The organism is Nocardia sp. NBC_01327, from assembly GCF_035958815.1.
Classification (GTDB): domain Bacteria; phylum Actinomycetota; class Actinomycetes; order Mycobacteriales; family Mycobacteriaceae; genus Nocardia.
Window position 1 is genome coordinate 8,992,580 of the sequence record NZ_CP108383.1, and the last position, 14,498, is coordinate 9,007,077.

At 66.3% G+C, this 14,498-nt stretch carries 13 protein-coding genes; 9 read left to right on the forward strand and 4 right to left on the reverse strand.

All coding sequences use genetic code 11. The features are described from left to right. Positions 1–47: 47 nt before the first annotated feature. The gene (locus tag OG326_RS41225) at positions 48–1,394 is read right to left on the reverse strand and encodes a DUF445 domain-containing protein (protein WP_442790890.1); all 1,347 of its coding nucleotides are present in this window, start codon (positions 1,392–1,394) and stop codon (positions 48–50) included. 194 nt (positions 1,395–1,588) lie between these two features. On the opposite strand from OG326_RS41225, the gene OG326_RS41230 reads away from it, so the two are divergent. The 3 genes from OG326_RS41230 (at position 1,589) to OG326_RS41240 (ending at position 5,091) form a co-directional block, all read left to right on the forward strand. After that, entirely contained in the window at positions 1,589–2,254 is a 666-nt protein-coding gene (locus OG326_RS41230) for a TetR/AcrR family transcriptional regulator (protein WP_327142489.1), read from the forward strand. 140 nt (positions 2,255–2,394) lie between these two features. Then, on the forward strand, positions 2,395–3,828 hold the full coding sequence (locus OG326_RS41235) for an ABC1 kinase family protein (RefSeq protein WP_327142490.1): 1,434 nt from the start codon (positions 2,395–2,397) through the stop codon (positions 3,826–3,828). Positions 3,829–3,849: 21 nt separating this feature from the next. Next, positions 3,850–5,091 (forward strand): saccharopine dehydrogenase family protein, encoded by a 1,242-nt coding sequence (locus tag OG326_RS41240; RefSeq protein WP_327142491.1) that lies wholly within the window; start codon positions 3,850–3,852, stop codon positions 5,089–5,091. Positions 5,092–5,332: 241 nt separating this feature from the next. Here OG326_RS41240 and OG326_RS41245 read toward each other — a convergent pair whose 3' ends face one another. Next, positions 5,333–6,814: a hypothetical protein gene (locus tag OG326_RS41245; RefSeq protein ID WP_327142492.1), complete on the reverse strand. Its 1,482-nt coding sequence runs from the start codon at positions 6,812–6,814 to the stop codon at positions 5,333–5,335. Between the two features lie 220 nt (positions 6,815–7,034). Here OG326_RS41245 and OG326_RS41250 point away from each other — a divergent pair, with 220 nt between their 5' ends. From OG326_RS41250 to OG326_RS41265, 4 genes are all read left to right on the forward strand, one after another. Then, positions 7,035–7,724: an ESX secretion-associated protein EspG gene (locus tag OG326_RS41250; protein ID WP_327146766.1), complete on the forward strand. Its 690-nt coding sequence runs from the start codon at positions 7,035–7,037 to the stop codon at positions 7,722–7,724. An 81-nt stretch (positions 7,725–7,805) separates the two neighbouring features. Further along, on the forward strand, positions 7,806–8,657 hold the full coding sequence (locus OG326_RS41255; RefSeq protein ID WP_327142493.1) for a polyphosphate kinase 2 family protein: 852 nt from the start codon (positions 7,806–7,808) through the stop codon (positions 8,655–8,657). Between the two features lie 130 nt (positions 8,658–8,787). Then, the gene (locus OG326_RS41260; RefSeq protein WP_327142494.1) at positions 8,788–9,567 is read left to right on the forward strand and encodes a DsbA family protein; all 780 of its coding nucleotides are present in this window, start codon (positions 8,788–8,790) and stop codon (positions 9,565–9,567) included. Next, the gene (locus OG326_RS41265; RefSeq protein WP_327142495.1) at positions 9,564–10,133 is read left to right on the forward strand and encodes a vitamin K epoxide reductase family protein; all 570 of its coding nucleotides are present in this window, start codon (positions 9,564–9,566) and stop codon (positions 10,131–10,133) included. Before OG326_RS41260 ends, OG326_RS41265 begins: the two co-directional genes overlap by 4 nt. Positions 10,134–10,148: 15 nt before the next feature. On the opposite strand, the gene OG326_RS41270 is transcribed toward OG326_RS41265, so the two are convergent. After that, on the reverse strand, positions 10,149–11,267 hold the full coding sequence (locus OG326_RS41270) for a S1C family serine protease (protein WP_327142496.1): 1,119 nt from the start codon (positions 11,265–11,267) through the stop codon (positions 10,149–10,151). 142 nt (positions 11,268–11,409) lie between these two features. Continuing rightward, on the reverse strand, positions 11,410–12,141 hold the full coding sequence (locus tag OG326_RS41275) for a ZIP family metal transporter (protein WP_327142497.1): 732 nt from the start codon (positions 12,139–12,141) through the stop codon (positions 11,410–11,412). 107 nt (positions 12,142–12,248) lie between these two features. On the opposite strand from OG326_RS41275, the gene OG326_RS41280 reads away from it, so the two are divergent. After that, a complete protein-coding gene (locus OG326_RS41280; RefSeq protein ID WP_327142498.1) occupies positions 12,249–13,301 on the forward strand; it encodes an NAD(P)-dependent alcohol dehydrogenase in 1,053 nt (350 codons plus the stop codon). A gap of 97 nt (positions 13,302–13,398) precedes the next feature. Continuing rightward, positions 13,399–14,496 (forward strand): AI-2E family transporter, encoded by a 1,098-nt coding sequence (locus OG326_RS41285; RefSeq protein WP_327142499.1) that lies wholly within the window; start codon positions 13,399–13,401, stop codon positions 14,494–14,496. Positions 14,497–14,498 lie beyond the last annotated feature (2 nt).

Below are 14,498 nucleotides of genomic sequence, written 5' to 3' on the forward strand. Positions count from 1 at the left end.
CTAAAGGGGGGTGCTAACTCTTGCAAGCGCTCTGCTAGCGCAACCCGTCAGCCATGGAACAGCAAATTTGAAACGGCATAGATCACAAGCCCGGCCAGCGAGCCGACGACCGTGCCGTTGATGCGGATGAACTGCAGATCGCGACCGGCGGCCAATTCGATCTTGCGACTGGCCTCGTCCGCATCCCACCGGGCAACGGTATCGCTGACCAGGGTGGCGATCTCACTGCCGTAGTTGGCGACCAGATAGCGGACGCCGCGCTCCAGCCAGCCGTCCACTTTGTCGCGCATGCCCTGGTCCGTCGAGAGCCGCTCACCCAATTGCTGCACATTCTCCGCAACCTTGCGGCGCAGCGTCGAATTCGGATCGTCCGCCGATTCCAGAATGAGCCGCTTGGCCGCGCGCCAGGTCGCGTGCGCCAGACCGGTGATCTCCTCGCGGCCCATCAACTCGGACTTCACCCGCTCCGCCTTCTTGATCATGGCGTCGTCGAATTGCAGATCGTGCGCGAAATCCTCGAGAAAACGATTGGCCGCCATCCGCACCTCATGATCGGGCTGCGTGCGAACCTTCCAGGTGAATTCCACCAGCTCCCGGTAAATACGTTCGGCCAGTAGCGAATTCACGAATTTCGGGGCCCAGGACGGGGAGTCCCGATTCACGATGCGATCGATGGTCTCCTGCGAATCGAGGGCCCACTGATGGGCGCGCTCGGCCAGCAGATCCAGCAGCGGAGCCTGCCGGTTGTCGGCCAGCAGCTCCTTGAGAACCTTGCCCAGGGGCGGACCCCAGAGCGGTTCGGCAATGCGTTTGACGATGGTCTGGTCGATGATCTGCTCGACGTCCTCGTCCCGCAGGGCGCCGATCACCGCCCGCAGGATGGTGGAACTCTCCTCCGCCACCCGCTCGGCATGCTCGCGGTCCGCCATCCAGCGGCCCACGCGCAGCGAGATCTGGGTGGAATTGAGTTTCGCCACAACCACATCGGGTGAGAGGAAATTCGTGCGCACGAAATCGCCGAGCCCCGCGCCCAGCTGATCCTTCTTTTTGCGAATGATGGCGGTGTGCGGGATCGGCAGGCCCAGCGGATGCCGGAACAGCGCCGTCACCGCGAACCAGTCGGCGAGGGCGCCGACCATGCCCGCTTCCGACGCGGCTCGCACATAGCCGACCCAGCCGCCACCGTGACCACGTGATTGCGCCCACGCGCAGATCAGATAGATCAGGGTCGCCGCCGCGAGGAAGGCCGTGGCGATGGCCTTCATCCGCCAGAGATCTTTGGCCTTGCCTTCATCACCCAGCAGGTCGGCGAAGGCTCCACCTGGTGAAGCGGCCGGCTTCGCCGACCGCCCGCTCGATTCGAGGACCCCGGCACTGCCGGCAGGTTGCTCCATATGTTCCATTCTGCTGCTTCCCCGAACCTACTCCCGGCCACCGGGCCGGTCCCGAACGTCCGCGATCGGGACCGTGCGAGGCTTAAGCTGAATAGGCCCAGCACAACACGCCATGTAGGGAGTTCACCCTGTCCACCCAAAGAGCCGTCGACGCCGGCGCGCGAGCCGACGCCGCACCCCCTCGACCGGGACGGGTGGACGGCCGCAAGAAGCGCTGGCAGCAGCACAAGATCGATCGCCGGGAAGAGCTGGTCGACGGCACCCTCGCCGCGATCCGCACGCGCGGCGGCGATGCCGGCATGGATGAGATCGCCGCCGAGATCGGCGTCTCCAAAACCGTGCTGTACCGGTATTTCTCGGATAAGCAGGATCTGACCCGGGCCACCATGGAGCGGTTCATCGAGACCACGCTCATGCCGCGGATCTACGAGGCCATCAGCGATGATCTCGACGAATACCAGCTGGTGCGCAATACGCTCGCCGCGTATGTGCACACGGTCGACGCCGATACCGACGTCTACCGGTTCATCATGGGCAACGGGGCGTCGACCGACACCTCCACGCTGGCCGACTTCGAGAAGTTGTTCGCGCAGGTGGTGTCCGCGGTCATCATCGACAAGGCGTTCAGCCGGGACGTCCAGACCGAGGGCGCCATGCTGTGGGCCTACGTGCTGGTCGGCGGCGTACAGCTGGCGACGGACTGGTGGATCACCAACCGCACCATGTCCAGCGAGGAAATGCTCGACTACCTGACCATGATGGCGTGGAGCGCCATCGAGGGCATGGTGCGCGCGGGCGGCGATCGCACCTGGTTCAACTCTCGGCCGCATCAGCTGCCGGACCCCGAAAACAAGCCCTGACCAAGCGCAGCATGAATTCCTGGCCGCTTGGGCTCTGGGCTGGACGATCGAGATGTGGTTAGGCTGACACCGGCGGGCACATCGGCGTGCCCGTCAGCTTCGGCACCAATGGGGGCGCCGGTTCCAATGGAGGATCACTGATGGCGAAAGAGCTGCCCACATCCAGGCTTACGCGGGGGACGAAGCTGGGGATGGCCGTCGCCGGTAATGCCATTCGTGCGCAGAAGACCCGTCGTTCCATGCGCGGGCGCTCCGAGGCGGTGCGCGAGCGGATGGCCGAGGAGTCGATGATCCGGGCCACCGAGCAGATGGTCATGGTGCTGGGCACCATGAAGGGCGTCGCCATGAAGCTCGGGCAGATGCTGTCGGTGCTCGACTTCGATCTGGTGCCGCCCGAACATCGCGAGCGCTTCCAGCGGCGACTGGCCGTCCTGCGCGACAGCGCGCCCTCGGTGTCCTTCGAGGTGATGCGCGCGGTCATCGAGGAGGACTACGGCCGAACCCTCGAGCAGGTGTTCGCCGAATTCGAACCGGAACCCATTGCCGCCGCCTCCATCGGCCAGGTGTACCGGGCAAAACTGCACGACGGCCGGACCGTCGCGGTGAAGGTGCAGTACCCGGGCATCGATGCCGCGGTGCGCGCGGACCTGAAGAACCTGGCCATGTTCCGGCGCATTCTGCAATCGGCCATGCCGTGGGTGACCCCGGCCGTGCTGGACGAATTGCGGCTGAATCTGGAGAGCGAACTCGACTACGTCGCCGAGGCGAACACCCAGTCGCAGATCGCGGCGCTGTACAGCGGGCATCCGTTCATCGCGGTGCCGGACACCATGCCGGAGCTGTCCTCGCAGCGGGTGCTGGTGAGCGAATACTTCCCGGGCCGCAGTTTCGGGGATATCCGGGCGCTGCCTGCCGAGGAGCGCAATCGGATCGGCGAGATCATCTACCGGTTCTATGTGGGTTCGCTGTTCACGTTCAACGAGTTCTGCGGCGACCCGCATCCGGGCAATCTGCTGCTGGGCGCGGACGGCAAGGTGGCGTTCCTGGACTTCGGGCTCTACAACCGGATGGATCCGGAGCATGTGGAATTCGAGGCCACCTGTATTCGCGCCGCGGCCGAGGATCGCGCGGAGGAACTGCGCGATCTGATGGTGCAGCGCGGCGTCATCGACTCCCCCGACGAGATCACTCCCGAGGAGTGTCTGGAGTACGTGCTGTCCGCCTGCGAATGGGCGCTGGTCGACGAAGACCTCACCATCACACCGGAATTGGCGTCGGGCGCGTTCATCCTGGCGGTCGATCCGCGGGGCAGCGAGTTCGCGGGCATGAAGCAGCAGAATCTGCCGCCGGAGCACCTGTTCTCGCGCCGCGCCGAATTCCTCACCTTCGGGGTGCTGGGTCAGCTGGAGGCGACGGCCAATTGGCATCGCATCGCCCGGGAATGGCTCTACGGCGACGACCCGGTCACCGAACTCGGTCGCGCACACCGGGAATGGCTGTCCACCCGCCCCGCGCCCGTGCCCACCACCGGCCCCAAGAAGAAGACCACTCGTAAACGCGCCGCTAAGGCGTAACCCCACCGGACGGGAAATACTATGGCTGACAGGGAATTCGACCTCGCGCTATTCGGTGCGACAGGCTTCGTCGGCAAGCTGACGGCGGAGTATCTGGCGGAGGCCGCCCCTGCCGGGGCGCGCATCGCCCTCGCCGGGCGGTCGCTCGAGAAGCTCACCGCAGTGCGGGCCGAACTCGGCCCGGGTGCGGCGGATTGGCCGCTGGTGCAGGCTGATTCGACCGACCAGGCCAGCCTCAACGCGCTCGCCGCGCGGACGAAGGTCGTCGTCTCGACCGTGGGGCCGTACCTGCGCTACGGGCTGCCGCTGGTGGAGGCATGCGCCGAAAACGGTACGCACTACGCCGATCTCACCGGTGAGCCGCTGTTCATTCGCGAATGCATCGACCGTTTCGGGGAACGGGCCGCCGAGACCGGCGCCAAGATCGTGAATTCCGCGGGCTACGACTCGATTCCGTCCGATCTGAGCGTGTACCAGCTCTACAAGCGCACCGTCGAGGACAACACCGGCGAGCTCACCGATGTCACCCTGGTGGCCTGGCTCAAGGGCGGCGTGAGCGGCGGCACCGTCGATTCCGGCCGCGCCATGATGGAAGCCATTGCGGCGGACCCGAAGAAGGGCGCGATCATGTCGCACCCGTATTCGCTGAGCCCCGACAAGGCCATGGAGCCCGATGTCGGCCGCCAGAGCGATCAGGCCCTGGAGCGCGCGTCGAATATCGATCCGAGCCTGGACGGCTGGGTGGCCACCTTCATCATGGGCGCGCACAACACCAAGATCGTGCGCCGCAGCAATGGCCTGCTGGGCTGGCCGTACGGCAAGAACTTCCGCTACCGCGAGGTCATGAGCGCCGGTAAGTCCGCCACCGCGCCGCTGGTCGCGGCGGGCATGGCCGGCGGCATCGTCGCCACCATGGCGGCGGGCGCGGTGCTCTCCCGCGTGGCCGTCGGCCGCAGGCTGCTGGACCGCCTGGTCCCCAAGCCCGGCACCGGCCCGAGCGAAAAGGCCCGCAAGAGCGGCTGGTTCACCATGCGCACCTTCGCCCGCACCACCTCCGGCGCCAAGTACGTGTGCACCTTCGCGGGCAAGGGCGATCCGGGCTACGCCGCCACCGCCGTCATGCTCGGCGAATCCGGCCTCACCCTGGCCTTCGACCAGCTCTCCGAACTGGCCGGCATCCTCACCCCCGCCGCCGCCATGGGCGACGCCCTCACCGACCGCCTCCGCAAGGCGGGCATGACGATCGACGTCGACATCGCCTGACGCGCAAGCATTTCCCTCCCCGCGAACTCACCTCCCGCGCACGCAATAGCCTGCTGATCCGTGCGCGGGAGGAGCGTGTGCGTGGCAGCAGAACTCGGGAGGGGCTGCGGCTCGATGAGATCGCCGCGCTGAGGCTTGTGTGGCGCCGCCGCCACTTCTGCTGCGCTGCCGCCTATTACCCGCTCCGCGTGAGCGGCTCCCGTAGCGCTCAGCGCGGCGACCGGTTCCCGCGATGCGGCTACTACTGGCCGTCGCGGAGGGAGATGAGGCCGCCGAGGACGCCGAGGTAGGCGGTGCCGTCGGGGCCGAGGGCGATGCCCGCGTAGTTGTTGTTGTAGAGGGGGCCGGAGCCGGATCGGCGCTGCCACACCAGGTTTCCGGTGCGAAAGTCGAGGGTGGTCCAGTACCAGGGATCGGTGAGGTCGGAGCCCTTGGTGTAGGTGTAGATGAGGCCGTTGGCCAGGGACAGTTTGGCGACCACGCTGGGGGCGGCGATCGTGGTGTTGGTCCAGGCCAGGTGGCAGCCGGTGCCGTCCGGATCGATATCGACGCGGGCGAAGCCGGGGGTGGTGGTGCCGCCCGCGAGGGTGGCCTGCGGGCTCGAGTAACCGTAGTTGTTCTCGACGATCAGGGAATTGCCCGCGCCGATGAGCGAATTCTCGGTATCGCCCGCACCTTTCGCGAAGACCGGCACGCTGCACACCTCACGCTGCGCGGCATTCGCGGCGGTGCGGTAGACGACCACGTTCATCGGATCGGCATTGTCGGTGATCGCGACATAGCCGCCGGGCAGCACCGTGGGGGTGGTGCCGGTGCCGTCGTCGACCTGTCCGGGCTTGTGCTGACCGCTGTTGGCATAGGTGACGCGCCAGGTGATGTCCGGACTGCCGCCGGGCCCGGCGTCGAAGCGCAGCATTTCACGATTGGTGGCGATATAGACGTCACCGTCGGCGCCGACCGCGAAGGAGTTCTCGATCTCGCCGTCTGCGCCGTCACCGAGCCGGATCACCTGCACCGCACCGGTTTCCGGATTCAGCGTGCCGACGACGCCGTCGGTCTTGGTGACGAACCAGAGCAGCCCGTTCGAGTCCGGCAGCACCGAGTTCAGGGTTTCGCCGGGCCGCAGCGAGGCGCTCAGGTCGTAATCGTGCTCGAGGGTGAATCCGTCGGCATTCGGGGTTTCGGCGAAGACCTGGACGTGCCCGCTGCTGGAGCCGACCACCGCGCGATCCTGATTGTCGAGGTAGAAGTACGCGCCGCCGCCGAAGTTCGAGAAGGCGCCGGGCTTCAGGAATTCACCGGCCCCGCGACCGGGCAGCGGATAGTGGCCGAGCACTGTCAGTCCGGCCGGATCGATCAGGTACAGGCCGGGATTCAGCCCCGGGCAGTTGGAGATGATGCGCCCGGCATGGTCGAAGGCGATGGATCCGCACTCACTGCCGAGCAGCAGCGAATCCACCCGGGTGTCGTGGCCGAGCGGTCCGGGCCGGGTGTAGGTGTCGCTCATCCAGCCGTCGCCGTGGATTCCGGAGTCGCCGTTGGCGGCCAGCCACGGATGCCCCGGAACGACGGGTACGCCGGTGACGGGCTGCGCGGTCGCGGGTGCGCCGAGGAAGTCCGCCCCCGGTCCGGGCAGCGCGGGAATCGGCGCGGCGCCCGCGGTTCCGGTGGCGAGCACGGTCGCGAGGGCGGCCGCCGCCAGCAGCTGGGCACCGGTTTTCATCTCTACCTCCGGCTATTCGCTTGCGGCGCAACGGCACACAAAGCTCTGGTCGCACGACCAGCTTCGGCATGATCGCACATCGAGGCCCCGAACCCTACCGTGCGGTTCGTCACAGTAAGCCCCCTTGCACGACGGGACGCGCCCGCAGAAACCCTCCGGTAGGGTCGCGATCGGGACGGAGGGTCGTACCGCAGAAAGGGGGACGACCGTAGTGAAATGGATGCTGACCCCGGACGAATTCGCCATGGTCTGGACCCGCGAAACCCAGCTGGATCGCCGCCCCTATCCCCTGGACACACTCCCCCGGGCGCAGGAAAACCCAGGCGCCGCACCCCGATTGGGGCACCGCTTCCTGCGCCGCACCGATCCGGAGCTGACCGCAGCCCTCATGCTGTGCGCGCGCACCGATACCACCACGGTCTCGCTGTACGGGGAGAGCAGCACACCGGAACCCCGCCGCATTCTCGCCTTCGCCGCCGTGGCGCAGCAGCGTGCCGGCATTCTGGTCGCCCGCCCCGATGCGGTGAGCGTATTGCTGTGCCCTGCCGAACAACTCGGGCAGGAACTGGTGGAAATCATCGGATCGGCCCCTCCGGGCAGTCACGAGACCATGCAGGAGCCGCAGAACGCGGTGCTGCATCCGGACGACAACGCGGTGCCGCATGCGAACGATTCAGTGACCCAGGGCGATACTTTCCGCCGCAAACTCCGCGAACCGGTGGACGGCCGCGGCTTCATCACCGTCACGGTGGAACCGGCGAATCCGCTCTCCCCGCCCACCCGGCACCGCACCTGGATGGACTTCACCGGCGACGGCCGCTATCTGCTCACCACCGCGACCGATCTGACGCTGACCCCGGTCACCGATGCCGAACTGGCCGACCATCTCGTGCGATTGGCCCGGGTGTGACCGCAGCCCCGACCGGGGTTCGACGGCCCGATTTCGGCGTGCTTGCCCACAGGAACAGCCGCAGCGTGTTACGCATGGGGGATGGCGAAGGCGACAACCTGGTCGAAACCCGTCACCAAGGTCCTGCGGGCCGACGGTGTACAGGTCAGCGAACTGAACACTTCCGGAACTCCTGGATTCAAGGGCGACAAGCGCGACGGCGAGAAATTGCTCGCCGAGCGCGCCGCTGTGCTGTCGGATCTGCAGGAGAAGCTCTATGCGAACGGCAGGCACGGCGACAACCGCAGTGTGCTGCTGGTGCTGCAGGGCATGGACACCGCGGGCAAGGGCGGCATCGTCCGGCACGTGATCGGCTCGGTCGATCCACAGGGTGTGGATCACGCGTCGTTCGGCGTGCCCACTGCGGAGGAGAAGAAGCACCACTACCTGTGGCGCATTCGCAAGCAGCTGCCGCGCGGCGGGCAGATCGGCGTCTTCGACCGCTCGCACTACGAGGACGTGCTGGTGGTGCGCGTACACGATCTGGTGCCGCCGGAGGTCTGGGAGAAGCGCTACGACGAGATCAACAAGTTCGAGCGCAAGCTGGTCGACGACGGCACCACCATTGTGAAGGTGGCCATGTTCGTCTCCCTCGACGAGCAGAAGAAGCGGCTCGGACAGCGGCTGGACCGCCCGGACAAGTACTGGAAGTTCAGCACCAACGATCTGCACGAGCGCGCCTACTGGCCCGACTATCAGGACGCCTACCAGGCAGTTCTGGACCGCACCAATACCGAGCACGCCCCCTGGCACGTGCTGCCCTGCGATCACAAGTGGTACGCCCGGCTGGCCGTCACGGAACTGCTGATCGACGCTCTGCAAGGATTGAAGCTGGACTGGCCGCCGGCGACTTTCGATGTGGAAGAACAGAAGCAGCTCCTCGCTCAGGCGTGATGTCCACCGCTCACGAGAAGTCCATGCACGATTCACCGGGCTCCGCGACGGTTTCACCAGGAATCTCTCAGGTTCTCGGGCCAGGATGGGCCCGTATGAGTCGTGACAATGGAAGGCGTGGTGCGCACACGTGAGCAGCAAACCGGGTGATCGCAAGAATCCTCTGGCGAAGGCTCAGCGAGCCGATCGCAATCGCAAGATCGCTATTCAGGCCGGCGTCGCCGTGGTCCTGGTGGGTCTGGTCGCGGCGATCGGCATCGGGCTGGCCATGCGCAAGAGCGATGACAAGAGCACGGCGGCCTCGTTCGCCCCGGTCGTCACCCACGATCAGGGCGCGGGTGCGGTGCCGGCGAATATCACCTCCACCGGCGCCATCCGCATCGGCAATCCGGATGCCAAGGTCAAGGTGCAGGTCGTCGCCGACCTGCAGTGCCCGGCCTGCCAGATGTTCGAGCAGAACAACTCCAGCGCGCTCGAGGCCGCGGTGAAGAACGGCTCGGCGGTCGTCGAGTACAACATCATCTCGTTCCTGGACCGCGCCTCGAACGGCAATCAGTATTCGACGCGTGCGGCGAATGCGGCCTATGCGGTGGCGGCCGCCGATCCGTCGAAGTTCCAGGACTGGCTGGCGTCCATGTACAGCCAGCAGCCCAAGGAAAACGGCAACGGTATGACCGATGACCAGATCATCGCCATCGCGACTGCCGCCGGTTACACCGAACCGTCTGTGGCACAGGACATTACGTCGCAGAAGTATGTCGCCTGGGTGGGCGATGAGACCAAGGGCGTCTTCGCCACCGGCCTCAAGTCCACACCGTCGGTGTACGTCAACGGCAAGGCCGTCACGGACGGCCAGACACTGATGAGCCCGAACGGCATGCAGTCGGTCATCGAGGCCGCGGCGAAGTGATCATCGCGGCTGCACCCAAATCCGCGTGGCCGCTCCTACTCGGCGGACTGATCGGCTGGGCGGCATCGGTGACGCTGCTCGTCGACAAGTTCAAGCTCTACACCGAACCCGGCTTCAAACCGCTGTGCAGTATCGATCAGACCATTTCCTGTACGACGGTGATGGATTCGGATCAGGCGGCGGCCTTCGGCTTCCCGAATCCGATCATCGGTGTGGTCGGGTATTCGGTGGTGGTGACGCTCGGCGTGCTGGCCATCGCGAATGTCGGTCTGCCGCGCTGGGTCTGGGGCGGCCTGTGGGCCGGTCTGGCGGCGGGCATGGGCTTCATCGGCTGGCTGATCTACCAGGCGGTCTTCCTGATTCACGCGCTGTGCCCGTGGTGCATGGTGGTGTGGGCGGTGACGCCGCTGCTGCTGGCCGTGGTGACCGGGCAGCTGTGGGGTAAATCCCGGGGCGTGCTGCAGATCGTGGTGGAGTGGCGGTGGACCGTGGTCGCCATCTACTACGCGGTGGTCATTCTGATCGTGTACATCCAGTTCCAGGATTACTGGCGCGATCACCTCTGAAGTGAACCTGCGGGCCTAGTTCGGCGGGCCGGCGATGAGCGTCACGCTCACCGTGCGCTGCCCGCCGCCGGGCTCGTTCAGGTCGAGCCGCACCACATCCTCCGGTTTATGGAGGTTGAGTGCGGCTTTCAGCATTTGGGTGGTGCTGATCGCGCGGCCGTCCACGCCGGTGATCACCTCCCCCTCGGTGAGCCCCGCCGCGAAGGCGGGCTGCCCGTACACGGCCACATCGATGCGCGCGCCCGCGGGCTGGGCATCGGAGGTGAGAATGCCGAGGGTTGCGGTCGGGCCGATGTGCACGGTGTCCGTCGGTGTGCCGGAACGGATTTGGCGCACCACCGTCATGGCGGAATCGATGGGCACCGCATAACCCTCGGGGCCGTGACCCAGCGCCTTCTGCAGATCCCCGGAGGCCGCGGCGACCACGCCGACCACCGCACCGTAGCGGTCCGCCAGTGCCCCACCGGATTGCCCGGCGGCGACCGCGGCGGCGACTTCTATCAAGCCGTGCAACGCTTTCCGCGACATATCGACTTCGTTCCGCGCCACGATGGTGCTGTCCAGATTGGTGACGGGTCCCCCGACCGCGGTGGGCGAACCGGTGCCGCCCGCATTGCCGATGGCCAGCAGCTGGTCACCGAGCCGCAGGGCGGCGGAATCCCCGACCCGCGCGACCGGAAGTCCGTGTGCCCCGGTCAATTCGATGAGCGCGATATCCGCGCCGGAGTCGTAGCCGAGCACGGTGGCGGGATAGACCGCACCGGTGCCGACATCCGTAACCTTCACGGTGTCAGCGCCTTTGATGACGTGATGGCTGGTGAGCACCTCCCCGTCGGCGGTGAGCACGATGCCCGTGCCCGCCGCGCCCAGCCCGAACGGCTGGATGCCCGCGGTGATGTTCACCAGTGCGGGTTCCACGACAGTGGAGACGAGCTTGGTGTCCAGGGGCGGCAGCGGTGGTCCGAGCAGGGTCGCGGTGGGTGGGTCATGGTGGAACGACAGGCGCGCCAGATCGCCGTGATATCCGAGGAAGGCCGTGACGGCCAGAACCGCGACGAAGAGCAGAACGAGCAATCGCCCGCCGCCGGTGTGAGAGGGGTCGCCTCCGGTCATGCGACGCGTGTCGTCGTGCATCGATCCCCTCCGACTGCTGTTCGCTGATCGGCTTCCGAGCATCTGTACCCTCTGGTGTACCAGGCGACAGAGCCCTCCGCGGGTCTTCGAGGTAACACATATGTACCGCCCAGTTCGCTGAGCATGTGCTCGAATCCGGCCGTCAGTGGCTCGCCGCGGCGACCAGCAGCATGAATCCCAGCCCGAGCAGGGTGAAGAACAACGGGGCCGTCGAGGGCTTTCCGGCATGCGCCTCCGGCAGGATGTCCGCGGTCGCGAGATACAGCAGGAACCCGGCGAAATAGCCGAGGTACATGCCCACGAAAGTGGTCGGCACCTGCACGAAGGTGCCCACGATCGCACCGATGACGGGCGCGATGGCATCGGCCGTCAGCATGGCCAGCCCGCGCCGCCGCGCGTTCCCGTACAGCGTGGTGAGGGTGAAGGTATTGAACCCGTCCGCGAAATCGTGACTGATCACCGCGATGGCGACGGCCGCACCGGCGGCCGCCCCGACCTGGAAGCTGATGCCGATACTGAATCCGTCCAGGAAACTGTGGAATACCAGCCCGGACGCGGCCACCAGTCCGACCGAGGCGAAATCGTGGTGGTGCGCACCGAATTCGTCCTCGTGCCCGGTGTGCAGCGCCACCGTCCGCTCCAGAATGTGCACGGTGAAGAAGCCGACCACCGCGGCCAGCAGCGGCACCGGCACGCCCAGCGCACTGCGCGGGTCCGCCTCCAGCGCCTCGGGCAGCAGATCGAAGGCCACCACGCCGAGCATGACACCGGCGGCCAGCCCGAGCACCAGTCGCTTGCGCTCACCGATGCGGTCGGCCACCAGTCCGCCGATGAAGGTCGAGCACATCGACACCAGCGCCAGCAGAATCGCCATCGGCCCAGCATGCCGACCGGATGTCCGGTGATCGGCCCGCCACGCCGAGGGTGAGATTTCGAACGAATCCTTGGTAAATGGATGGGTGCGCAGGTAGGCATGTATTCATGAGCACTGCTGCCGCATACGCCGTGTCCGCACCCGACGGCCACTTCGAGAAGCTCGCCATCGAACGCCGTGACCTCGGGCCCAACGATGTGCTGATCGATGTGAAGTACGCCGGCATCTGCCACTCCGATATTCACACCGCCCGCGACGAATGGGGTGGCGCCCGCTACCCCTGCGTGCCCGGCCACGAAATCGCGGGCCTGGTCGCCGCGGTCGGCTCGGCCGTCACCAAATACGCCGTAGGCGATCGGGTCGGCGTCGGCTGCATGGTCGACTCCTGTGGCAAATGCGAGCCCTGTCTGGCCGGTGAGGAGCAGTACTGCATCCCCGGCGCGACCATGACCTACAACACCGCCGTGGCGCCGGAGCTGCAGTCCAACGGCTACACCATGGGCGGTTACTCCACGCAGGTCGTGGTGACCGAGGGCTTCGTGGTCGGCATTCCGGAGGGCATCGGCCTGGATGTGGCAGCACCGCTGCTGTGCGCGGGCGTCACGCTGTTCTCGCCGCTGCGGCACTGGAACGCGGGCCCCGGCAAGCGGGTGGCGATCATCGGTATGGGCGGCCTCGGACATGTCGGCGTCAAGATCGCCGCCGCCATGGGCGCGGAGGTCACCGTGCTGAGTCATTCGCTGAGCAAGGAGGAGGACGGTAAGCGCTTCGGCGCGCACCACTACTACGCGACCAGCGATAAGCAGACCTTCCGCCAGCTGCGCGGAAAATTCGACCTCATCCTGAATACCGTCTCGGCGGATCTGCCGATCGACGATTACCTGCGGCTGCTGGCCCTCGACGGCACCCTGGTGATCCTCGGCCTGCCCGAAAAGCCGCTCCAGGTCAAGCCTTTCACCATCGCCGGCTACCGGCGCTCGCTGGCCGGATCCATGATCGGCGGCATCGCGCAGACGCAGGAGATGCTGAACTTCTGCGCCGAGCACGGCATCGGCGCGGAGATCGAGGTCATTTCCGCGGATCGCATCGACGAGGCGTACGACCGGGTGGTCGCCAGCGATGTGCGCTACCGTTTCGTCATCGACACCGCGACCATGTAGCGCTCTCGCTACGGCCGATAGCACTTACGGCCGGTACAGCAACACGCGGCGTCGCCTGCTCCCACGGAGCGGGCGACGCCGCGGCTACGTTTGCGGAGTGTCCGAGGAAGCAGACGAAACAGTCGATGTACCGCGCAGAATAACCGTCCAGTCGATCATTCCGGCATGGCTGCCACGCGCCTATCTGATGGCGGCGGTCACGGTCGCCGGGATCGTCATCACCTTCTGGTCGCTGGCCAAATTGCAGGGCCTGCTCACCGTGCTGGTGATCTCGCTGTTCCTGGCCTTCGCCATCGAACCGGCGGTGAACTGGCTGGCCGCGCGCGGGTGGAAGCGCGGGCTCGCCACCGGTGCGGTCTTCGTCATCGTGCTGGTGGTGATCGTCGGATTCCTCTGGACCATGGGCGGTTTGATCGTCGACCAGGTCACCTCGCTCATCAGGAACGCACCGCACAATACCGAAGACGCTGTGGCCTGGATCAATTCGACCTTTCACACCGATCTGTCCGGCGCCGATATCACCGAGCGGGCCTCGGAATTGAGCTCCTCACTGGAGAAGTGGGTGGTCGGGCTGGCCGGTGATGTGTGGGGAATCGGCACCACCGCGCTCGGCGTGCTGTTCCAGGGACTCGGCGTACTGCTGTTCACCTACTACTTCGCCGCCGACGGGCCGCGCTTCCGCAATGCCGTCTGCTCGGTGCTGCCGCCCAAGCGGCAGCGACATGTGCTGCGCGCCTGGGATATCGCCGTCGAGAAGACCGGCGGCTATCTGTATTCCCGTGCGCTGCTGGCACTCTGCTCGGCCGTCGCGCACTACGCCGCCATGCGGATACTGGGTATTCCGTCGGCGTTCGCGCTGGCGCTGTGGGTGGGCGTTGTCTCGCAGTTCATTCCGACCGTCGGCACCTATCTCGCCGGTGCGCTGCCAGTGCTGGTCGCGCTGAGTCAGAGTTCGAGCACCGCACTGTGGATTCTCGGCTTCATCGTCGTCTATCAGCAGTTCGAGAACTATGTGCTGCAACCGCGCATCACGGCCACCACCCTGGATATGCATCCGGCGGTGGCCTTCGGTGCAGTGCTCGCGGGGGCGGCGCTCTTCGGAGCGACGGGCGCACTGCTCGCCATTCCGGTCACCGCCACCGCGCAGGCCTTCGTCGGCGCGTACATCCGCCGCTACGACGTCGCGCAGAGCTGAAC

Coding starts and splice junctions, on each gene's coding strand:
- OG326_RS41225 (WP_442790890.1), bottom strand. CDS start 1,394: ATGGAGCAACCTGCCGGCAGTGCCGGGGTCCTCGAATCGAGCGGGCGG.
- OG326_RS41235 (WP_327142490.1), top strand. CDS start 2,395: ATGGCGAAAGAGCTGCCCACATCCAGGCTTACGCGGGGGACGAAGCTG.
- OG326_RS41240 (WP_327142491.1), top strand. CDS start 3,850: ATGGCTGACAGGGAATTCGACCTCGCGCTATTCGGTGCGACAGGCTTC.
- OG326_RS41245 (WP_327142492.1), bottom strand. CDS start 6,814: ATGAAAACCGGTGCCCAGCTGCTGGCGGCGGCCGCCCTCGCGACCGTG.
- OG326_RS41250 (WP_327146766.1), top strand. CDS start 7,035: ATGCTGACCCCGGACGAATTCGCCATGGTCTGGACCCGCGAAACCCAG.
- OG326_RS41255 (WP_327142493.1), top strand. CDS start 7,806: ATGGCGAAGGCGACAACCTGGTCGAAACCCGTCACCAAGGTCCTGCGG.
- OG326_RS41270 (WP_327142496.1), bottom strand. CDS start 11,267: ATGCACGACGACACGCGTCGCATGACCGGAGGCGACCCCTCTCACACC.
- OG326_RS41275 (WP_327142497.1), bottom strand. CDS start 12,141: ATGGCGATTCTGCTGGCGCTGGTGTCGATGTGCTCGACCTTCATCGGC.
- OG326_RS41280 (WP_327142498.1), top strand. CDS start 12,249: ATGAGCACTGCTGCCGCATACGCCGTGTCCGCACCCGACGGCCACTTC.